This is a genomic window from Paenibacillus sp. FSL R7-0128 (assembly GCF_038002245.1).
GTDB classification, from domain to species: Bacteria; Bacillota; Bacilli; order Paenibacillales; family Paenibacillaceae; genus Paenibacillus_AQ; species Paenibacillus_AQ silagei.
In genome coordinates this window covers 1607221-1631898 of the sequence record NZ_JBBOCD010000001.1, presented here as the reverse complement: position 1 = coordinate 1631898, position 24678 = coordinate 1607221, and the positions used below count along the sequence as shown (strand labels likewise).

Annotated in this window: 8 protein-coding genes; all 8 read right to left on the bottom strand. The window is 44.8% G+C overall.

Annotated elements, in window-relative coordinates; translation table 11 throughout:
• Position 1: 1 nt before the first annotated feature.
• The 8 genes from NST26_RS06800 to NST26_RS06765 are packed head-to-tail and all read right to left on the bottom strand — an operon-like array spanning position 2 to position 24656.
• On the bottom strand, positions 2-3901 hold the full coding sequence (locus NST26_RS06800; protein ID WP_340955285.1) for an SDR family NAD(P)-dependent oxidoreductase: 3900 nt from the start codon (positions 3899-3901) through the stop codon (positions 2-4).
• Positions 3889-7737, bottom strand: a complete 3849-nt coding sequence (locus NST26_RS06795) for an SDR family NAD(P)-dependent oxidoreductase (RefSeq protein WP_340955287.1) — start codon at positions 7735-7737, stop codon at positions 3889-3891. Before NST26_RS06795 ends, NST26_RS06800 begins: the two co-directional genes overlap by 13 nt.
• 11 nt (positions 7738-7748) lie before the next feature.
• Positions 7749-8972: an ACP S-malonyltransferase gene (gene fabD, locus NST26_RS06790; protein WP_036727795.1), complete on the bottom strand. Its 1224-nt coding sequence runs from the start codon at positions 8970-8972 to the stop codon at positions 7749-7751.
• Complete coding sequence (locus NST26_RS06785; RefSeq protein WP_340955289.1) at positions 8972-16369, bottom strand: amino acid adenylation domain-containing protein; 7398 nt, start codon at positions 16367-16369, stop codon at positions 8972-8974. Before NST26_RS06785 ends, fabD begins: the two co-directional genes overlap by 1 nt.
• Positions 16370-16404: 35 nt before the next feature.
• Complete coding sequence (locus NST26_RS06780; protein ID WP_340978927.1) at positions 16405-20259, bottom strand: non-ribosomal peptide synthetase; 3855 nt, start codon at positions 20257-20259, stop codon at positions 16405-16407.
• A gap of 24 nt (positions 20260-20283) precedes the next feature.
• Positions 20284-22236 (bottom strand): carbamoyltransferase C-terminal domain-containing protein, encoded by a 1953-nt coding sequence (locus tag NST26_RS06775; protein WP_340955293.1) that lies wholly within the window; start codon positions 22234-22236, stop codon positions 20284-20286.
• A 32-nt stretch (positions 22237-22268) separates the two neighbouring features.
• The gene (locus tag NST26_RS06770) at positions 22269-23267 is read right to left on the bottom strand and encodes a U32 family peptidase (RefSeq protein WP_036727789.1); all 999 of its coding nucleotides are present in this window, start codon (positions 23265-23267) and stop codon (positions 22269-22271) included.
• Between the two features lie 21 nt (positions 23268-23288).
• Positions 23289-24656, bottom strand: a complete 1368-nt coding sequence (locus NST26_RS06765; RefSeq protein WP_051478210.1) for a hypothetical protein — start codon at positions 24654-24656, stop codon at positions 23289-23291.
• Between the last annotated feature and the right edge of the window lie 22 nt (positions 24657-24678).

Here is a 24678-nt window from a genome sequence, read left to right as displayed (position 1 = left end):
CTTAGTTCTCCTTTCTGTGCTGCTTCAGAATCTGCAACCCATTTTCAACGGATACCGCTCCTGCTTTCACACTACCGATCAGAGCTCTTAAGCCCTCATTATCCAGAGCGGCAGTTAGTCCCCGCTGTTCTGCTTTATTCGGTTCCGGCCTTTTATTTGAAGCAGCCTCTAGCTGTTGTTCAATATATTCGGAGAGCAGCGACACCGTCGGATAGGTGAATATATCCGAAATATTGATTACGCCAGGAAATCTAAGCTCCAATTCTTTGAGCAAGTCGATAGCCAGCCTGGAGTCCCCTCCAAGCTCGTAAAAATTCATATCGACATCAATCTCATAGATATCCAGCACCTTTCCCCATAAAGAGGAGACAGTGATTTCCGTCTCAGAATAATGAATTTCGTTTCTTCCCATCAATGTTACTGATTCGATGGGCACGGGAGCAGAAGGCACTCCATCCTGATTCATGCGAACCCGCTCGATCGCCGATACAATGTCCTCGGATAACCTGATACCCAACTTAGCCGGGTCATCGGCATGCAGGAACAAGGCATCGTTATAATTCACCCGTGCCGCAATAATCCGTGCGCCTGTGTGGTTGAGTGACTGCAGTATTAAGGAGATACCCCCTTCCTTTTCTAATGCATGGAACAATGTATCTTTGTTAACCCCGTGCCGGACAGACATCCCTACATGTTTCCATGTAGCCAAATTCACCGAAACAGTTTTGCGCCCTGTCTTACTCCGCTTCATAGCATAAGCATCCATGTAGGCATTGGCTGCTGCATAATCGGCCATCCCCAGCCCTCCGGCAAACGATGCAATGGAGGAGAATAAGACCATAAAGTCCAGTTCATCCTTTGCCGTTAACTTGTCCAGAATCCATGTCCCATCTACTTTTGCCTGAAGTACGCCGGATATATCGGCATAGCTCTTATGATAGATCATATTCGTCCCGGAAATACCCGCGGCATGGAAGACTCCCGAGATCCTTCCGTATCTGCTTCTGGCCTCCTGCAGAACAGCCGCAACTTGTTCTTCATCCGACACGTCGGCAGAGAAATAATCTACAGTTGATCCATTTCGTTTCATTTCAAGAATAGCATTATGCTTATCCAGCCATTCAGCGTCCTCTGATTGAGCAGGAAATTGCTGTCTGCCAAGCAAGATAAGGTGAACCGGGCGCAAGGCGGCTATAGCCTGCGCCAAGCTGAAGCCTATTCCGCCAAATCCTCCGGTAATTAAATATACGCCAAATTCATGAATCCAGTGCCCGCGAGCTTGAACGGGATTAGACTTTTCAGCTTCAATGATTTCAACATATCTGCGCCCTTCCCTATAAGCGGTCAGGTACGACTCTGAATGATGCATAATTTCACTGGTAAGTTGTTGCAGGGAGGTTAACTCATCATAATCAACACATCTGCAGGAGATATGAGGCAATTCCTGATGGATTACCCGGCCCAGGCCAACCAGTAGAGCATATTCGGGAATAATATACGGCTCCGTCCCTGTCACTTCATGCGACGACTTCGTTAACAGAACCAGATCAATATTTGAACTGACATTATTGTGAACCAGCGATTTGATTAAATTCAACAGGCTTTGGATGCTTTTATCCTCGAAGCAGTGGATGTCATTCAATGAAGCAACCGTCGTTTCCATGAAGACTGACAGGATGATCTTATAAGGTCCTGAACCCTTAACGGAAGAGATGAGCCTCTTGAAGCTGTCCTCCGATAGGTCTACCATATAACGCTCGGCTTCCAGCCGTTGAAATTGCTTGCCTAACGTTATATCGAGCACCCCGGGGATGCTCTGCAGCAAAGAAGCTGCTGTCGGGTTTCCGTCATGAATCAGCAATACGGATTCCTCGGGAGTTAGATTCCCGCTTGCTTCCACCGGCGCTTCCATCCAATTTATTCTATAGAAGGAGTCCTGCGATTTGTCGGTGCCGGCAGATTCCTTTTCCCCATACCGCCGGAGCTGCAGCCAGTGCCGTTTGGATTCAAACGGATAGGTTGGCAGGGATGTCTTCCGGTACCCCTGTTTAAGGTACAGTACTTCCCAGCGAACATCAGCACCACTAATATACAATCGGCAAAGCTCTGTAAGCATGGACTCCTGAGTCTCTTGAGATTCCATCATCTCTAACCAATGATCGACCGTTCCGCTAAGGCTTTTTTTCATATCCTCGGTCAGATCGTTCACGGATAAAGCCTTCTTATTAAAAACTAAATTAAAATGGCCATAATGAATTTGTTGATTTGTTCTGCTTGCCGCTTCCAATCCTATTCCATTAATCAAAATCAGCAGCGACTTCAATTCATCCAAATCCTTCGCAAGCAAAGCCATACGATGATTGTAGTGTTGTCTGCCGGTGTTAGCTGTAAAACAAATGTCCCCCAGACTCGATTCGTTTTTCTCCAGAAAAAGTAAATATTTCTTAATATACTGCATTAATCCTTTTTCGCTGTAAGCAGACAATACAAACACAGAGCTGCCCGATTCGCTCTCCGGAATCACACGTTTTTCAAGTGAAGGTGCTTCCTCAAAGACCATATGACAATTAGTTCCGCTAAAACCGAAGGAACTAACGCCACATCTTCTAGGGAAGTGGGCCGGCTCCCAAGGAGTCAACCGGTCAACGATATACATGGGCGATTGGATAAGCTTCACCATCGGGCTGGCTTCTTGAAAATGAAGGGTAGGCGGAAGCATCTGATGCTTAAGTGCTAACGCCACCTTGACCACTGATGCCAGGCCTGATACCCCTTTGGTATGACCGATATTAGTCTTTACAGAACCTATCCCGCAAAAATTACGTTTGTCGGTGAATCTTCTGAAGGCCACATTCAGGCCCTTCAGCTCTACCGGATCACCCAGCTTTGTCCCGGTCCCATGAGCCTCAATATAGCTGATGGTTTCGGGATTTATCCGCGACGCTTTCCATGCCTTCTCGATTACCTCTGTCTGAGCAACGGGGTTAGGTGCTGTTAATCCGTTTGAGGATCCGTCATTATTTATCGCACTGCCCTTAATCACCGCATATATTTGATCTCTGTCCTTTAACGCTTTATCCAGGGGCTTAATTACAATGGCACATATACCTTCACCCCACACTGTACCATCCGCTCTTCTATCAAAAAAACGCACCTTACCCTCCGGCGAATTCAGCATTTCATTTTGCTCCGGGGTCAGTGTAACTGAAATACCGCCTACAATCGCACTCTCACATTGCTGGTCCACCAGGCTTCGATATGCGGTATGAAGCGCAACCAGACTTGAGGAGCATGCGCTGTCCAAGACAAGGCTTGGACCGGTCAGGTTCAGCAAGTAGGCAATTCTGCTGGCAGCAATGCTGGTGTTCGCTCCTGTTGCCAGCAGGGGATCAGATGTATCAATTACATTAACGTAACGCAAAGCACTTGTATCCTGTCCGACAAAAACACCGGTTCTGGTTCCTGTTAATTGCTGGGTAAGCCCTGCATCTTCTACTGCCTCCCAGGCGACTTCAAGAAACAGCCTCTGGCAAGGATCCATTACCTGTGCTTCTCTAGGCGATATCTTAAAAAAACCGGCGTCGAACTTATCGATCTCTCTTAAGTATCCGCCTACACAATCCTCACGCTTAGCGTCTTTAGCTAATAGCTCCTTCGTATCCGCCCATCTTGCTTGGGGAAACGGAGCCAGACAGCTCCGGCCTTCTGAGAGCTGCTTCCAATATTCATTAACCGATTCCGATAAAGGCAGTCTGCAGGCCATACCAACGATTGCCACATCCATGGCTTCTTTCCGTTGATCCTGCATCTGCATCATTTCAGCTAATATTTTCTTTGACTCTTCTTTGGACAAAGCACCCGATGTAATTTGCGAATAAATATATTTTTTTAGGTGTTCCAACTATCTTCACCAACCATCTTTAAATACTCGCCAAATTGCTCCTCCGATACTTCACCTTCGGTAATTTGCCTAAACAGCTCATCCAGGTCCATCGCTTCATTTTTTTCTTCCTGCTCTGCTTGTCCCGAATTCCGGTCTAAGAATTGAGCCATGCTAGAAATCGATGAATAGGAGAAGACATCTACTATCTCGAGTCTCCCCGGGTATTCAAGTTCCAGCTCTTTAAACAATTGGGCAACCATGATAGAATCTCCGCCCAGATCATCGAAATGGTCATATATGCTGATCTCCTCAACGCCCAGCACTCTCGACCATATTTCCGACAACCTCTGCTCGGTCGTTGAGCATTTATTACCGCCCCCTGATTGGGCCGCCTGTTTGTCAACAGCAGGGGTTCTATGCTTAGTTTGACGCTTTTCAAGCCTGGCAAGCTTCCTTTTGATCTCAGGCGAGAATTCTATCGGCAAAAAGCGTTCAAGGTACATCAGATTCCCGGAATAATTAAGCTCACCTATAATCAACCGGCTGACACTCTTGGAAACCGCAGCCTGAAATCCACGTAAAGCATCATCCACTTTCAGAAGCTTAAATAAATGCTTCGATTCGTCAAAAGTAGTAAGCGTGTGTTCAACCGAGTGCCTCCAAGTCGGCCAATTAATAGATAGTGTTCTTTTCCCTCTCCGGCTCCGCCAGGAAGCGAATCCATCGAGATAAGCATTAGCTGCAGTGTAGCCTCCAACACCAATGCCTCCGGTAAGTGCTACAACAGATGAGAAGAGTACAAAAAAGTCCAGTTGATCCTTTTCGGTCAATCTATCGAGAATCACTGCACCTTTTACCTTCGGCTCCATCACCCTTTCAAGTGAATCCCTGCTCTCATCTTTTAGTAGAACAAGCTCACGGCCCGCGACCCCCGCACCATGTATAATACCGTTAATTGTCCCGAACTTTCTCCGGAGATCATTCAGAATCGCGCTCATATCGGATTCAATGGTTACATCACCCGCATAGACAGTTACGGACGCACCGGTTGATTCAATTTGCAGCAAGTCTTCAATTTTATTCCTCAAGGCTTTGCTTTGGGCTTCATCACGCACTAAGGCAGTCCAAGCATCTTTTGGCGGCAGTTCCGATCGATTGATCAACGCAAGATTAACTTTGGCCTGCGAAGCTAAATGTTTCGCGAATAGAAGTCCAAGTGAGCCTGTCCCCCCAGTAATAACGTATACTCCATTCTCCTTATACACGACTGGATGATGGTCATCCACCATATTTATGCTTACGCTCTCCAGCGAACCTGTATACCGCTTTCCTTCTCTGTAAGCAACATCCAGCGCCGTATGCCGTGCTCCCATTTCATCAATAATTTTATTAATAAATACATGCTGGTCAAAATCAATCGCACTTACCTGTAAACGATGATTTTCGAGATTTACTGCTTTGCCAAGTCCCAGAAAAGCTGCATTCCCAGGATTCATGTTCTCTTTAAAGGATGTGATTTCATTTGCATTCTGGGTAATAAGATACAACTCCGCTTTATTGATATGGCTCAGTGCTTCTATCGCCTTTGATATATGGAACAGGCTGTACACTCCAAGCTCCGGTTGTTCATCTCTTTCCCCTGCAATTGAATTGCCAATCGTGGCCATATGAACAATCCGCAACGAAGACGCCGGCTGGATTTCATCTAATAACCGGAAGATGTCATTCTCCGAATATCCGATAATGTAGCGGTTATCACCGGCCCGCTGAAATCCATGGCCGTACTCAACCTCTACAACCCGTTCACACCCGTAATTCCTTAATCCCGATGCCAGTTCACCGGCATACCCTGAACGGTCCTTAAATATAAGGACTATAGAGGCTTCAAAAGGGGCCCTGGGATCTTCCGACTCATTCACACTCCATGAAGTGCGATACATAAAGCCCGGTTCATCCGGATACCGGACCCAGCACCGATCCATTTCAAACACATAGGAAGGCAAATGGACCCGCTGAACGTCCCCCTCATATAACATATTCCAATTCGTGTCCGCCCCCAGCGAATAGAGCAGCCCTATCCTATTGAGATCTCCTTCTCCCTGCAGAAACAATTGGACCTCTGATGCAAGCTCCATGTCTATTTTCTGTTTCTTTGGCAAAGTCATTTCCCATGGGTCAAGTTCAGGCTTCTCCGCCGGAGCAACTGTGTAAAACCCCCAGTGTATGGACTGATCTGCAGCAGCATCAAGCCCATGTTTGTGAACATGGTTTAGCTTGTGGAGTAAATCATCGAGACTGTCACAGACAATCGACAATCTGCACGGATGATGATCCCTTCCAGTCGATGCAGTATAGCAAATATCCAGCAGCCTTAACCGCCTGTCACGATGTAGCGCGTTTGCATATTCGTTGATTAGAGCAGTAAGACTATTTTCAGTTTTCGCAGATAACACGAAAAGCTGGCAGTGCTGATCCGTTTGGTTAACCTCCTGATGCTCAACATACTCCTCGAGTATGACATGACAGTTGGTCCCGCTGATTCCAAATGAACTTACGCCGCATCTTCTGGGGAGAGCACCCTCTTCCCAATCCATTAATATGTCATTAATATAAACTGGCGATTTGTGGAACGGTATTTTTCGGTTCGGACGTTTGAAGTGTATGGAAGGCGGTATTTTCTTCTTTTGCAAAGACATAACAGCTTTCACAACACCAGCCAAACCGGATAAGCTGTCCAAGTGCCCCAGGTTGCTTTTTACGGAACCGATCGCGCAGAACTGCTGCTTTTCCGTATAGTGATCAAAGGCCCTTTTGATTCCGTCTATTTCAATAGGGTCACCTAGCTTAGTAGCTGTTCCATGGGCTTCAATGTAGGATAAAGATTCCGGTTTAATCCCTGCATCTCTCCATACGCGAAGATGAAGCTCTTCCTGGGCTAGGGGGTTCGGAGCAGTTAAACCGGCTGAAGCGCCATCTTGGTTAACGCTTGAGCCCTTGATAATAGCATAGATAGGGTCTTTATCTTCAACTGCCCGATCATAGGATTTAACGATCAGAGCAATGCTTCCCTCACCCAGGCCAATCCCCTCACAGTCATCGCTGAATGACCTGGATCTGCCGTCGGATGACAAAATGCCGATGCTGTCCTGCAAATCTGCAATAGGCGCAAGCGTAATTTTGACCCCCCCGACGATGGCCATCTCACAATCGCCGTTTCTTATCGCCTTACAAGCGGTATGAAGAGCTACCAGGGACGATGAACACGCCGTATCAACAAGAAGGCTGGGGCCTCTAAGATTCAAAAGATAGCTGATCCTGCCGGCGATAACCGATTTTATATTTCCCGCCGTTGCCAAATGGGATAATTCTTGTTCCATATCATAAACAACTCGCTTGTATTCCAAAGGCGAATCGCTGTTATGGCCTACATAAACCCCTGTTTTTGTCCCCCTGATCCGGTCCCCCCCGTATCCCGCATCCTCAATTGCACTCCACACGGTCTGCAGAAAGATCCTCTGTTGCGGATCCATCAACCGTGACTCCTGGTAGGATAGGTTGAAAAAACGGTAGTCGAAACCGTCTATTCTATTAAAATAGGAACCTTCCATATACTGGTTATCAGTGACTTGGTTTCCACTTGCTCTAAAATAAGCTTCCATATCGTCGCAGCGGTCTTCAGGGAATTTCCCAATGCAGTCTCGGCCTTCAACCAATGCCTCCCACAGCTGTTCGGCCGATTCCATGTCGCCGATCTGACAAGACACACCAATTATAGCCATGTCCTTTATCGTTTCACTCTCTACGACCACCTCCTTCTCCAGGCCCTCCAAATCCAAATCCGAAAAGTTTATCATGTTCACCCTCCTTAAACATTACACTCTATCTGCGATTTCAGTTCTATTTGTTCCTCTGCAGATACTCCTTTGGTTACCAGTATTCTTTCAAGCAGCATCAAGCAGGTATCCGTCTCATCATGGGTGACCGTTCTGTTCTCCCTCTCAATGGCTCCTTGAATTTCGACCAGCTTCTTATAAGATTCAATGACACCTTCGGAATATGCCTGAGTGTCCCAATTATCATTGATAGTTGAGACAGCAACGGCCATGCACCTCTCCACAAACCCTGCAGACCGGGTAGAGGGTACAGACTTGCACAGCCTGCTTGCCAGCTTGTCCTTTAGCTCTGCAAGGTCTTGATCATTGTCAAAGGAGAAGGCGTCCGCGTTCCATGATGATTTGCGGATTAATTTTGTCAGTACATCTTTGGGTCCCATTTCAACAAATAGATCCGCCCCGGCTTGAACAAGATAAGCCATTATTTGTTCCCATTGCACTGGCCGGGTCATTTGCCGGAGCAGCGAAAATCTGATATCTTCCGGTTCCTGATACGGTTTGGCTGTAACATTGGATATAACCGGCCACTTCGTAGGCCTCCACTTTATTTCCAGCAAATCAGTGGCGAAGCGTTCAGCGGCAGTTGCCATTAAAACAGTATGAAAAGGTGCAGGCACTTTTAAGGGAACAACCGATGCCCCTTCTCTCTCTAAGGCTCTCGCCGCTGTGGACAGAGCTTCAGTATGACCTGCGATGACGTATTGTTCCTTAGAATTGTAATTTGCAACAGAAACGAACACTCCTTGTTCGGAGTGTTCATGGCACAAGTTATTAACAGTAGACAGCGGTACTCCCATAACTGCTGCCATGGAACCGGTCCGTGAAGCAGCAACTTCCTCCATATATCGGCCCCTTGCATCTATTAGGCGTAAGCCATCCGCATACGAGATACCGCCGGAGCATGTAATCGCTGTATATTCGCCTAAGCTATGCCCTGCCATGAATGAAGGAGCCGCATTCGTTTCTGTCATGTACGCATGGAAGGATGCAACACCCATGATATAAATTGCAATTTGATTCAAATGTGTGCCTTGGGACAAATCCATCTCTTCATCTAAACATATTTGCGCTACATTCCGATGAAGAATATCGCTTGCTTCTTCAAACACCCGCTTAGTGGAAGGAAAACGCGACATCAGCTTGCTTCCCATACCCTTGTATGGAGAGCCTTGACCTGGAAACAGCAGACATATCATCAGTTCGACTCACTCCGTCCTTTTCGTGACAGTATAACTAACGATTTTGCATAGAAGCGGATAAGTTCCATCATTCGTTGCTTCTTAAGCTTCGCGTTGTTGAAATGGCAGACGATCTTGACTACACCGTTTCTTTGCTCTATCACTGTAACCACTAGATCCGTCCGCATTGCTTGATTGTGACGGGTAAAGACAGGAATCATCCGATCCTTATCAACCGGCTGCTTTAAATGATTCATAAACGTATCTCTGTCGTAATGATTGTCTGTTTCACACTTCCGCTCTTTATAGGCAGATCGGACTGTCTGCAGAATGTCGGCAAAATCAGCCTTTTCAAAAGGCAATGGAACAATGGATGAATTATGATCATAGCTGCCATAGACCATCACTTGCCCGTAGCCGGTCTGATCCAGCAGACCATAAGCGAACATAGATACGAGTATATCGAATAAGCCAACATCTATCTGCTGCGCAATCAGCTTTAACGATGTAACAGAATCGCTGTCCAATTCAGTGGATATCGACACTGTATCCACATAATCAGTTTTACCTGCCAGGAAGTTATCCGGGACGGCCAGCTGCTTCAAAGAGGCTTTGCTTGGATCAAGACCTCCCGATGTAGTATCCAATATATTTACCAAGCTTTTAATGGTCGGGTAAGTAAATAAATCGGCAACAACAATCTTGCCGGGGTACATTCTGTTAATTTCGTCGTACATATGGATTACCTGGATCGAATTACCTCCAAGCTCAAAGAAATGATCGTATACGCTTATCTTGTCTCTTCCCAATATCCTCTTCCATAAGTCAACGATGAAGGTTTCCGTTGCTGTCTCCGGAGGCGAGAATTGGCCTGCCGTCTCTTCTGCCAACTTTTGGACTTCCCGCAATTGCTTATAATCGACTTTGCCGTTGGCCGTTAAAGGAATCTTGCTGATTAAGGTAATAAAATTGGGAATCATATAATGCGGCAGCCGTGAGCGGATACTCTCCCTGATCATTTTAGGGCGTTCTTCTGCGACTGTATAAGCAACGATATTGTCTTCGCCATCCATCGTCTCCACTGTAACTATGACGGATTCTACACCGCTGACATTTCCAATTACGCGTTCAATCTCCTTAAGGTCAATCCGGTAACCCCTGACTTTGACTTGATTATCAGTTCTTCCGATGAAATCGATACGCCCATTTGACAGCCATCTTGCAGCATCGCCAGTTCTGTACAGAACTTCGCCCTTTATGAATGGACTTGGAATAAACTTCTCCATTTGAAGCTCATCTCTGTTCTGATACCCCTTAGCTATGCCCGTTCCGGTTAAATAGAGCTCTCCAGGTATTCCCACAGGTTGCGGAACCAGCATTTCATTAAGAATATAGACCTTTGTGTTGGCAACTGGGATCCCGATAGTTATTGTTGTCTCGCACTCCAACCGGCGTTGGTATGTCGCTACTACGCTGTTTTCTGTTGGTCCGTACGCGTTTACAATTTCTATATGGGGCATCAGCTCTACACATTTTTTCACGAGCTTTTCATTTACCTGGTCACCGGCCAACGTAATGACTTTCAACGATTGGAGGTGCTCCGGTTCAGAACAATCCAGAAGCAGCCTCATCATTGCCGGAACCGTGATGAAGTGGGTAACTTGCTCGCTTTTGATTAGGTCTCTTACTTCAAATACATTTCGTGGATCATTCACAAAAACCGACTTAACACCACTTGTCAACGGCGTGAATAAACTGGCTACATAACCGTCGAAGGCCGGAGAGAACAATTGAATGAAGCTGTCTTCCTGCTTCAACTGATATTCCGCTCTAAACCATGAAATTGAGTTATGTATCCCCTGATGAGAGATCAAAACTCCCTTGGGATAACCGGTTGTCCCCGAAGTGTAAATGACATAAGCAGTGTCGCTCGGTCTAACCCCAGTCTTAAATGGTGTGCTGTATCCATTGGTCAACCTGTGAGTGTCAATAGCCAGCACGCGGCCTGTAAATTCAATTCCCTTCAAATAGTCCTGTTTTGGTGACAACAGGATCTGGCTTCGGCTATCTTCCAGCATAAAATTCTTTCGTTCGGCCGGATATTCGGGGTCAATTGGCATATAGGCGCATCCCGCTTTAAGAATTCCCAATATACCTGCAACTGTCTCAACCGAGTGATCTGTCATGATGCCGATCACATCATTAGCCCCAACCTCCTGCTTATGCAGCATACTTGCTATACGCCCGGAAATAATGTCTAACTCCCCGTATGTCATCTGTGCAGCATTGGTCTTTACAGCAATAGATGACGGGTTGGCTGTTGCCTGCTGCTCAAAAAGGTCTACAATCGTCTCATTCTCCTTATAGGTACAGTGAGTCGAGTTCCACTCATCAAGAAGCAAACTTGTTTCAGCTTGGGACATAAATTCAAATTCCAGCAGCTTTTTAGCCGGTTTATGAATAATTTCATGGAGAAGACGTACATAATGATCAACAAATCTTGACATATCAGCTTCTTCATAAAGATCCGTGCAATACTCCAAATATAGGGTTAACGAGTCGTTCTTCTGGACGATTTCGAGCGTTAGATCCAACCGGGAAGTCTGCTTTTTGTAGGGATAATCGCTAATATGCAGCCCCTCTACCGTCTCCTGTTCTCCGAAGGCATTCTGCAGCACAAACATCACATCGAAAATCGGATTGCGGCTTACATCCCTGTACTTATAGAAATTTGTCACCATATCCTCGAATTGATAATCTTGGTTATCATACGCTGATAAGGACATCCTCTTCACGTACTCCAGAAACTCATTAAATGAAAGCTCACCGTTTACCTTGGCACGCATCGGCAGCGTATTGACAAACATCCCGATAATATCTTCAAGGTCCGATATAGAACGACCTGATACAGGAGTTCCAACCACAATATCCTCCTGAGAGGTATATCGCATAAGCAGCGTGTATAATCCGGCAAGTAAAACCATAAATAAAGTGGTTTTAGAGGTCTGTAAATAAGTGTTGATTCTTTGGTACAGCTCACTATCAATATCATAGATGATCGTGTTCCCTGTGAAGCTCCGCTCGTTAGTGCGTGCATGTGCGAACGGCAACTCCAGCAGTGGAATATCACCTTCCAACTGCAACTGCCAAAAGTCGGCTTGCTTCTTTAACGCATCATTCTGCAGCAGCGAACGCTGCCAATTGGCGAAATCCTTGTACTGATAGCCGGGATCCTGTAAGGCCTTGCCCAAATAAATATCGATTAATTCCCGGGTGAAAATGTTCATGGAGATGGCATCCGAAATTATATGATGCATATCCAAAATCAACATATGCGTATTGCATACATCACGAAGCTTTAGTAATTTGATTCGGAACAACGGCACCTGCCCTAATTGAAACTGTCTTACGAGTTGACTGATTTCCTCTGCAACAGAAGCATAATTGACTTGCGCAAACTCCAGTTTGATGTCTGCATCCGGATTGACCTTCTGAACCACTTCTCCATCTCTAAAGTGGAAGGAAGTCCGCAGAATAGCATGCCGTTGAACCATTTTTTTGTACGCGCTTTCAAGTCTGGCATAATTAATTTCACCTTCAAGCCTTCTGACAATTGTCATATTATAGCTCAAGTCCTGTTCATTGACCTGATTTAATATATACAACCGTTTTTGGGCGGAAGAGGAAGGATAGTACTCACGATCTGCTATTTTTTTGAGAGGGGGAGTATTCGCCCTTCTCTTTTTTGAAGAAACTTCCGCAACGAATTTAGAGAATTGCTCCAAAGTTCCATGCTGAAAAAGATCCGAGATCATTATGTCGATAGTGAAGCTCTTATTGCACTGATTGATGATTTTCATGGCACTGATGGAGTCTCCGCCGATTTCAAAAAAGTGATCATAGAGATCTATCTTTTTGAGGCCCAGTATTTTACCCCATATACCGGCCACGGCATGCTCCTCTGGAGTGTAAGTGTTATCCTCTCTTCCGGTGAATTCAAAGGCATGGATGGTCCCATCCTGAGAATCCCTTCCATATAATTGACGATATTGTCTAACCCTCTTACTCAAACTGTTTGATAGAGAGAACGGCAGATTGTCCAATATGAATATTTCACTGTTATAGTTCAGTTCGCCAAGATATACTGTCGTGCACGGAGACCGAAGAATATCTGCCAATCCGCTTAATGCCGAATCAGTGGAGATCATATTAAACAATAAGCGGTTCTCATACACCATGTGCGGATTGCTTACAGTCTCGTTCCAAATCGGCCATCCGATGGTTACCGCTGGGGTCCCTGCTCTTCGCCCGTATGTGCTGAAGGAGTCCAGATAGGCATTCGCCGCCGTGTAATCCCCTGAGCCAGCCTGAGCCAGTATCGTAATGACAGAGGAGAAGGGAATGAAAAAGTCCAGCCTCATATCTAATGTTTTTTTATGTAACAGCCATGTCCCATGAACTTTGGGAAGCAATGTCGCCCGGAATTCATCCACGGTCTGTTCCGTCACTGGAATCCCTTCCCTGTCGAACCCGACTCCCGCACAATGCATAATCCCGTGAATGATACCATGCTTTTCTCTTATTGCAGAGATGGCCTCCTCCAATTGCAACTCATCAGCTATATTCCCCCGGTAGATCTCAACCACGGAGCCATTGGCCTCGATTTCTTCGATTTGCTTCACTATTTCCCGGTGCCGCTCGTTTCGCACTGTATGCCATTCGGCTCTGTCCGGAAATACGGACCGGTTGACTAAACATAAAGTAACATTTTGCTGTGCGGAAAGAAATTGCGCGACCCGCAAGCCGATTCTGCCAAGTCCGCCGGTTATCAAATAAACGCCATTTCCCCTGATTTCAATAGGTGCCGCAGATCCAACCTGGTTATCGGCTTCCGCTAAAATTTCTGTATAGCGGATACCGTCACGATAAGCAACTTTAAAATCGGAGGCAGCAGAAGCAATCTCTCTCGCAACTATTTCAGCTGTTGTTGAAGCATCGATATCCACACATCTGCATCGGCACAGGTAATGCTCCATCTCGATTACTTTGGCAAGCCCGAAGAGAGAAGCATTCTCAGGCTTGATCGCTTTTTCCCGGCCGTCTACTTCATGCACATGATCCGAAATAATAATAATTTCATGCTTTCTATGGGTCTGGGCAAGTCTCTGGACCAACGGCAACAATCCGAGCACACCATTTCGCTGGCTGTTGTCTAATTCCTCCAAAGTTTCAGGTGTTCTTTTGTGTAGGGTTGCCATATGAATGACTCGGTCTACAGCACCAAACGGAATTTCATGCAAAGTCCGCTCCCAATCAGGACTTTCCAAGTCAATCTCTGTGACATTGAATCCATTGTCCGTTAATCTCTTCGTAACTTGCCCACATAGAGGAGATTTATTTTTTAATAGCACAATACTTCCGGTCTCCCGGGCTTGCTTATGCGGGCTTTGTTTTTCTATCCATTGTGCCTCGTAAAAACTCTGCAAAGGCTGCTCATTGCTACGTACCGCAACATTGCCTTCTAACCAGCACCTTAGATCATCGAAGGAATATGTCGGAAGACTCAGTCTGCGGCGAAATGTACCCGAATACATCGTCTGCCAATCCGGTCTCGCTCCTTGTACATACAAGCTGCATATCTGATTCACAGCATCTTCCGAGCACTCCCTTGCCCGGGCCATTTCGGCCAGCAGCCGGTTTGCTTCAAGCGTCATTTCTTTGATCTGGAGCTCAGAGAGATGATGCGGATTCCGTTCATCCTTCTCAAAAACAATTTTATGCACACCATAATAAATCCCTCTGCCTGACTGCAGGTATTCACCATCGGCAATTACGCTTTGCAGGGCTGCTAACAGTTCTTCAGTACTTGAGACAGCAACCGCCATACGGATCTCGTAATGCCCCCGCCCGACATTTGTTGTGTAACAGAGATCGTGGTAACAAATATCAGGATTCTCGGTTAAATAGACCATATAGTTCTTCACCAACCGCTGAAAAGCAGTATGGGATTTCGCGGACAATGTGAATATCGGAGCACTATTATTCGGATTGGACTGCATTTGGTAATGGTCATTATATTCCTCAAGAACAATGTGACTGTTTGTACCGCTCACCCCAAATGAACTGATCCCGCATCTTCTTGGCAATTGGTCAGTATCCCAGTCATTCAGCCCATCGTTAAGATAGATGGGCGTATGTACGAAAGGAATATTCTGATTGGGATAACGCACATGCAATGTTGGCGGAATTTGTCTGTGCATCAGCGATAGAACGGCTTTGACTAATCCGGCCATACCTGCGCAGTTATCCAAATGTCCGATATTACTTTTGACGGAGCCGAGTGCACAGAATTGTTTTTTATCGGTAAATTTAGAGAAGGCATTTTTGAGTCCTTCAATTTCTATCGGATCACCCAATTTCGTTCCGGTTCCATGTGCTTCCACATATGTCACCGTCGCAGGATCTATACCGGCATCCTTCCATGCTCTGCAAATGACGTCTTCCTGGGCAGCGGGGTTAGGAGCTGTTATCCCAATGGTATTCCCATCCTGATTTATTGCACTGCCTTTTATGACTGCATATATATGATCGCCATCATCCACCGCTTTGCTTAAAGTTTTGAGGACAACAGCTATGGACCCCTCTCCCACACCAATTCCATCGGATTGATCGTCAAATGCTTTACAGCGGCCGTCTTTTGCTTCTATACCGTACTTCTCCGTGCTTTCCACGGGCAGAACATGCAATTTGATACTGCCGACAATAGCTGTATCACACTCCCCGTTGCGCAGCCCCTGGCAAGCATAGTGAGCGGCTACCAATGAGGATGAACAAGTTGTGTTAAATACAACACTTGGCCCCCGCAAGTCCAATTGATAAGATACCCTGCTTGCAATGATCGCCGATAAGTTACCGGGTACAGCGTAAGTTAGCGAATCTTTGCCCAACTCTGAAATCATATGGATGTAATCATTATCGGCACCGTAACCAACATACACCCCGGTCATGCTGCCGGCTAACGTTCTCCCTCCATAACCCGCATCCTCTAAGGCTGCGTAGGCGGTCTCCAGAAAGACCCGCTGATTCGGATCCATTAATTCAGCTTCTTTGGGCGATAAATTAAAATAAAGAAAGTCAAAAGTATCAATACGGTCCAAGTATCCCATACGGGCATATTTAAACCGCTGACCGCCGGTGAAGGACGATTCAAGGTCTTTTCTTCGGATATCCGGAATATGACTGATGGAGTCGATTCCTCCCTTTAGATTGTTCCAAAAGTCATGAATCGAGTTCGCTTGAGGAAGTCTGCCGGAAATACCGATAATGGCGATGTCTTTCCCGTTAATCGACCGCCCGTCCCATTCCGCTTCCCAGTTTTTTGTTACAGGCTCTTTCGTGAACAGATTCTTTTTCATATTATTTCATCCTAGTAGTAAGATTTTACATTCCTTCAAATACTATATTCGCATAAGATTTGATCAATCGTTGTCAAATACATTTCAAGCAACGAGGATATTTCTTCAGCATTATCTAGTAACGAATGAAAAGTCCATTTCAGCTTAATGGTTCCCTTAACCGGCTTATCAACCATCAATAGAAAATCGAATAACGAATTCAGCTCCGATTCCGACCTACAGCATTCTTTGAGATACACCATGGGAAGCAGCGTATTTTTCACCTTGCTCTTTATGACATGTGAGAGCGGAATTATTCTTCCATTCCCCATTGTTTGCCTCCGTAATTCGTTGACCAGCTGTTGGATATGGTCTATATTGCCGAAGTCCACTGCAACCGGTGTGATACTGTCTAAGGAATGAACCATCGTATAGAGATAAATCTGCTCAGAGGCTGCTATCTGATAGAGAACATAAATGTAGGCCGACATTATGATTTCCGTCGGCTCGATTATATTTTCCGCAGCTCCTTGCTCTAACCTCCGGGTCAAGCTTTCCGGTATCTGCATATACCTTATACTTAAATGTCCCTTGTCCGAAACAGGATGGTCTTCCCTGAGGATTTCAACGCCTTCGGAAATGGCCGTTTCCTTGAAAGACAGATCGGCTCGTTTGTTGTTTTGACTTGTGATCAGCAGAGATTGGGCCTTAATTGTGGGAGAAGTGAACAAATCCGTTATTTTAACCGTTCCCGGATATGTTTTCTCAATATAGTTAAATAATCTTACCAGCATGACCGAATTGCCGCCGATCTGGAAGAAGTTATCCTCCATTCCAAAGCCGCCTGCCCCAAGCGCTTGCTCCCATCCATCCCGCAGAAACAGCTGAATTTCGTTCTCTGGTTGAATACCCTCACTATCCTTATAGACTGATACTGGTTCAATCTGCGGGAGAGATCTCTTGTCAACCTTTCCGTTGGGTGTAAGCGGAAGCTGCTGAAGCTGCATCCAATATTGGGGAATCATATACTCCGGCAGTTGTTCCGATAAATACGAGACGATTTCAGCGGACCGTAAGGGATTGTCGTTGTCGGTTACATAATAGCCAAGCAGGCAATCCTCGTTAAATGGATCCTTGCCCATAATGACAGCGCATTCCTTAATATGGGGATGGGAGCCGATATGCATTTCAACCTCTGTCAACTCAATACGGTAACCTCGAAGCTTGACCTGACTGTCAAGACGCCCTAAGTGTTGTATGTCTCCGCCGGGGAGCCATTTCCCCAGATCCCCTGTCTTATATACCTTTGTTCCATCTGCTCGTAGTGATACAAACCTGCTATCTGACAGCTCCGGTTGGTTATAATATCCTGGAGATAAACCATCCCCGCCAATGCAAATTTCTCCTTTAATGCCCGGAGGCACGAGATTTCCGAATTCATCCACAATAACGATCTGCGTATTGGCGATGGGTCTTCCTACAGAAATCTTCGTATCCCCGGTTAATTCCTTAATGGTTGACCAGACTGTAGTTTCAGTTGGACCGAAGAGGTTATATATCCGGGCATTGGTATGTTGATTCAAATAAATCAGCAATTGTAATGGAAAAGTCTCTCCTCCCAGCAGAATCTCTTGAACGCCTTGCAGGAAACCTGTATCCTCTGTGCCCTGAATCAGCAAGTTCAAGCGGGAAGGCGTCATCTGAAGCATCTTGATCTGATATTTCTTAATAGCAGATTTCAACCGCTCAGGATTCCTCTGCTCGTCATCAGTAGCCAAGATGATCTTCATTCCACGGGTAAGCGGCAAAAGCGATTCAACAAGAAATATGTCAAAAGACATACTCGTAACGGCAAGTATACTCTTCTTACTTGAGAAGCCGATTTCTTTGGTAAGCCCATGAATGAAGTTCATCACAGATCGGTGGGTAATCTTTACCCCTTTTGGTTTCCCCGTTGACCCGGAGGTATAAATCACGTACATGAGATCCTCAGGTACAGGCGCGGGGAACTCCGCCGGTTCGTAATCCATCATATGCTCAGGGTACTGCTCCAAAAAGATGTTCCGTACCTGGTGCCCACAATCAGCTGTCAAATCATTCCGGGTGAGGATAAACAGCATGCCCGAATCTTCAATCATATGGTTGAGTCTGTCTGCCGGGTACCCGATATCCAGAGGAACGTAAGCAGCCCCCGTTCTGATTACTGCCAATATTGACACAATCATATCAATGCTGCGCTCCATGCATATTCCGATAAGCATACCCGGTTGTATATCTTGCTTAATGAGGTATCGTGCAAGCCGCTCTGTCTTCTCATATAAATCATGGTAGGTTATCGCAGCTTCTCCGCAGATAACCGCGATGCTATCAGGAGTATCTTCTACTTGTCTCTCAAAGAGATCATACACAGTTGTATCTGTGTCATATTCTGATCCGGTAAGGTTCCATGATGCCAACTCATTATATTCTTTATGGGTCAACATGCTGATTTCATCAATGCCAAGATGCTGATGGGTAATAACTGTACCGATCAAATGTTTGAAGTGCTCTGTCATTCGTTCAATGCTGGAACGATGGAACAATTCGCTGCAATATTCGAAGGAACCCTTAAGTCCCTCGTTTGTTCTTCTCATATAAAGTGTCAAGTCACATTTGGACGTATTATTGTCGATCTCAAGGATCTCCACCGTAGCTTGACCAAGCTTCATTGGCTGAATCGGTGAATCTTGCATGATCAGCATCACTTGATACAAGGCGGAATGGGACAATTCACGTTCCAGCCGAAGTCCGCCGATTATCCGGTCAAACGGGAGTGTCGCATTTGACATCGCTTCCGCGGTAGTTCTAATTACTTGCCTTATGACGTCACGGATGGCGGGATTTCCCGACAACCCGATCCGTAGCGGCAAAGTATTAATGAACAAGCCGACCAGGTTTTCCACTTCTTTTGCATCCCTGCCGGCTACCGGAGTTCCAATAATAAGATCAGGATTACCCGAATACTTATACAATAAGATACTGAATAAGGACAGCAACACCACAAAAAGCGTGGTATTCTCTTCTCTGGCAAGTTGCTGCAGTGTGTTGGCGGTATCCTGCTCTATATCAAAATAGAGGGTGTCCCCCTGAAAGGATTGAATTGCAGGGCGCAACAAATCGGTAGGCAAATCCAAAAAGCCCGGAGCCTCTTGGAGTTTACTCTTCCAATAGTCCATTTCAGCACTCAGCTCATTCGTTGTATACTTTTTCCGCTGCCATTCAGAATAGTCGGTGTATTGAATAAGCAACTCAGGTAATTTATTTCCTCTCTCCTGATAATACCGGTATAACTGGGTCAACTCCCGTTGAAGAATGCCTACTGACCACCCGTCTGAAACAATATGGTGTACGCTTGCTACCAATATATGCTCATCATCACTGCACTTTATCAGAAGTACACGAATTAGCGGAGCCTGTGACAAGTCGAACGGAGCCCGAGTTTCACGCATGATCCATTCATCTGCAGCTGCCTGCCTTGCTTCTTTGGGCACATTTTCAAGACTGACCAGCTGCATCTGAAACGGAACTACTTCCTCTATTTGCTGAAGCACCTTTTCTCCATCTGCTACAAAGGATGTTCTTAAGGTTTCATGCCTGCGGATAATCTCCTTGAAGCACTCTTCGATATGGGACACAACAACCGGTCCGCGCAATAAAAGAGCCATTGGGATGATATAAGCCGGGTTACCCGGCTGAAGCTGATCCATGATCCACAGTCTCTGCTGTGAAAAAGACACACTTGGATTTATGTTGCGATCTCTTATGGATATAGGATGAATATCCTTTGACTTCAAACCTTTTTTCTCCATAAATTTCTTCACGAATTTAGCCTTCTCAAAAGCATAGCGTTCCAATGGATCAGTAAGCTCCACATCTTCACCCCAATTTGTTTACTTTTATTTGCCAGCGATTTTATCGAAAAAAGCTGCTATCCTCAGTTTGTTGATGCAGTCATCTGCATAATTTTCCAATTCTTGAACATCTTCCTTTCTCATTATGTCATACCGGTTCATAAGATCTGGCAGCATGTAATAAAAAATTAAAGCGCGTTTCGAGACGTTGAAGGGATTGTACAGCTTGGTGTAAATTTCCTTCATTCTTCCGACAGAATGAAACGTTCTTAAAGGCCTTGGTAAAGGTCTATTCTCTTCGTATTCGCCGTGACGGTGAAGTTCAACCCTCATACCATTAACATAAATAATCTTGAAATTTTTCCGGAGTGCAAAGTTAATCGCTTCCTCAATCCGGTCGATGATGGGTTCAGCTTTATCATTTAAAGAGGTATTGCATACAATCGGCACACCGGTCTCTTCGTTAAATTTCTCTATCAGTCCATACAAGAGATCCTTCTCATCTTTTTTTATCGTTTGTATTCTCGCACTGTTATCCAAATGCAGGATGGCAGGTACCTGATTCTTTTTATCCTCTCTGATGTGGTAAGTATGAAGCATGTAAGGTGATTTTTCTGAACCATCAAACCATTCCTTTAAATGCTCTTCTAAAATAATCGGAGCAACGGGCCTCCACCATTGTCTGTCTTTAACCTGATTCAACAGCGTTTTGGCATCATTGTACCTCGGGTCGGCAATAATGCTTCGATTTCCTAGTGCCCTTGGGCCTATTTCGGACCTTCCATAAAACCATATAAAAGGCCCATTGATCAGGTCCCGGACAGCCTCTTCCGGATTGAACTCACTTATGGAAAGAATGTGCTTCTGATATGGCTCTGATTCTATAACAGTTAATAATCCGTTGTGCTGATTACCGTAATAGCTGTTTCCCAATGAAAAATGAAAGGTATGTATTTTTTTGTAGAAAGCATATAGTGCAATCCCCATGGACATACCGGTATCACTGACACAAGGTGTACTAATAAACCCTTTAAAATTATATTTTTGCATTAAATAAGTATTTGTCGGGCAATTCAGCGCAAAACCACCAGTAATGGAAAGATAGGTATCTTTTCCCTCTATGCCGGACCGCTCTAATAAATTCTTGACATTTAGGTCCATGATCCGAATTGACATCTTCTGAATTTCTTTCATTACCATACTGATTTTATTGTCCTGGTAGTCAAAGGCTTTGTCGAAACCATTGAATACAATGCCGATATCTTGTTCCGTTGCCTGATCAATGTTTTTCTCTAAACCGTCAATATAATCGGAAATGACTTGATAAGAATTATTGAGAACTCCGGTCGTTTGGAATAAGAAAGTTTCTTCTTCCACATCAAGAAGCTCACTGGTACTTGCCGAAGCAAGCGCCATTAGCGTTCCCTCCCGCAGATTGTACCGAAGTCTGCAATAGGCCCACAGCAATGCCGGCGAGTAAAGCGGATAAAACTCGATTTGTCCATTCTTCACTATGCAACCAATATAGCAATATTTATTATCTCGATAAACATTTGGATCATTAACATTATCGGGACCGTGGTCAACCGCAAGACCGATAATGTTGTCATGTTGAAGAAGCCGAGTTTCGGAATAAATAGCGGAAAATAAATGTGCTACGCTGTGATATGCATATTCGGGAAAATCTTCGACAGAATGGTAATCATCTACTGTGTCCAGCCCGGGTGAACCCCAAACCTCATTCATATCATTCAGCGATAACTGGTACGTATCCAACAGGGAATTAATCACTCTTCTCGCCTGATCAATGTCCAGAAATGAAGTGGAATGTTGTTTATAGCCCGTCAATCGTTCCAATTCCCAATAATGAATAAGCTGGACATGATCCCCCTCTTTTTTCCATAACGATACATTTTGATCATGCCTGATTTCCAAATCCAGAATATGTGCCTGTGTATTGATATCTATATAAGCCGATAAGTAATATCCATCTTTCATTGCCAATACCTCCAGCCTAAGGTTTGATTTCATTAATCAGGATAATAACAAAATGCCGGGCAGCGGTTATTGAATATTTCCGCTTTGACTCTGACCTCGTATTCGTGCGGGTCGGTTATTTCGTTTGCCAGACGAATCAGGCTCTTCATAATCTTGATATCTTCAATCATGTACTCCAGTACATAGCCTCGTCCTACAACCTTCAAATGGGTAACCCCTATATCCATAAGCTTTCTGATCTTGCATACACCGCAGCCCTCGTTTCCAAACCTCGGATAATCATAACCTCTTTTCTTTTCCGGGTCCGCGAGTTTTAGACGGTCTCTGAACATCTCCATACTTTTCAGCTTATCTCCAACCTTTGGAAAAATATTCGATTCATCGTCCAACTTAGAGGTTTTTTGCGGGATATAACATGCCGGTAAAAGCTCGTCACAATGCAGCGAATTACAAAAACCTCCGGAAAACGAACAAAGTGCGTTGAGTATAAACGCTTCGAACTCGATCTGGCCTTTCACGCCCGAACCATTAATCAGTTGTTCCATATTCGCAATGGGTATTTTTCTCGGGAACACATACCTTGAGACCTCAAATTGGTTTAACAGCTGAATCGTCCGGTGATTAATGGCTTCAATCTCGCCGCTGAAATGAACCGTGCATTTAATTCCAGCTTCCCGCAGATAAATGACCAAAGCCAAATCGGCAATAATGAACGTTTCAAATCCGATGTCCATTAAACTGTTTACAATTTTGGTAATATAGGGATATAACTCATTTTGGTAATAATGTGCATTAAAAGTTATTTTAACGGGAATTCCATAGGAATCCGCCATTCGCTTCAGGATCTTCATGCTGCTATAGCTGGTCATATTGGTTGCCTTCGCCAGATTTTCTCTCCGGTTCAACGGAATAACGGAAGAAAATTTATTGAGCCACTCAAAAGGAATAAATCCGCAAAAAAATTCATCCGCTCCAGCTTCGGCCAACGGTTCAAAGTTCCTGATCTCTGATAAAGGAGATAAAATTTGCATACCAGTATCCTCCAATGATAGTTAATACACTGACAAAACAATCCTATCAATCCCGCTGGCGATATAATCATCCAAGCAGGATGAATCCTGCAGCAATGACGTTTCAACCCCGATAATACTGTTGCCGAATCCGAATATATCCAAATGCTTCGGATAGCTGAAATAAAACTCATTGCAATACTGCTGGCATTTTACGGCAAGTCTCTGGTCGCTGCGGTTTGTACTGGTACACTCAGCATACAAGGGACAATAAACCGAAGTATTGATCTGGTAAAAGGGAAAATGTAAGCTATGATTCCCCTCCGGAATACGATTTTTCAGCTTATGCGACTCGAATTCGTATCTCTCGATCCGGTGTTTCAGCAGAAATTGTCTTAAATGCTCTGTGTTTAGATTATTCTCTTCAAAAGCAATGGACCTTTCTTTGAAGCCCCACATAAAGCCTACTCTGGAATCTTTCTTTCGCTTATTCAGCAGCCGGCCAAGAATGGGCTTGAGACGTGTCGTTTGTTCGTTGATTATCCCCAACATTCCCCAGTCATTGACGCTGAATTCCACCTCTGTGTCCTGCTCGATGCACCAATTGTCGATAAATTGGATGATTCGCTCAACGCTTTCCACAGAATTCTCAAGCAAATAGGGATATGAAATCACAATTTTCAGTCCCAAGCCATGGGCTTTAGCAAGAATTTTTTCCAGCAATGGCTTTGCCGGAAATAGATTGTGACAGAATTCGTTTCCAATATAGATTGTACGGACCGCTTGAGTGAACAATTCATGCTCTTGAAGATTTAACTTAGTAAGCATCTTGTACTTAAACGCAGAGAAATCCATTTGAAAAAAATCAATATATTGGAAAAATCCTGATATTGAAATAGCTAAATCTGTTTTTTCCGATAGGGAACGAAATTGTTGCTTCTCTTCTTCCGATAAGGTAAAGGAGAACAGGCCTTGCAGATGCTCTTGGTATTGCTCTGAAAAAACGGCATCCTCTTCAAAGGGATACTTCGGTTGCTTGGCATCCAAAAAGTCTAAGTCATTCAATCCATCCGCACTAGCTTGTTTGGCAACGTTCATTATCCGGTTGATTCTGGATAAAAACTCATGAAATTCCGCTCCATCCTGACCCTCAATCTGAAAGGAAGCGATAATTATCTTATAGAACCGCATATCTTCTATATGTGATGTCTTACAACAAAGGCGGAATTTTTTATACTGGAAATCGGCATAATCAAACATTTGTATATCCAACCCAAAAGCTTCCTTTTCTATTATGGAAGGGCTTTCAATAATAACCTCATCATGTGTAATACTTCTGACTCGAATATCTTCTCCATTTCTAAAACCAACAACCAGCGTAGGAGACATTTGTTCGGTGTTAAATCTCATTTTATTCCTCCTGCCCATAGTA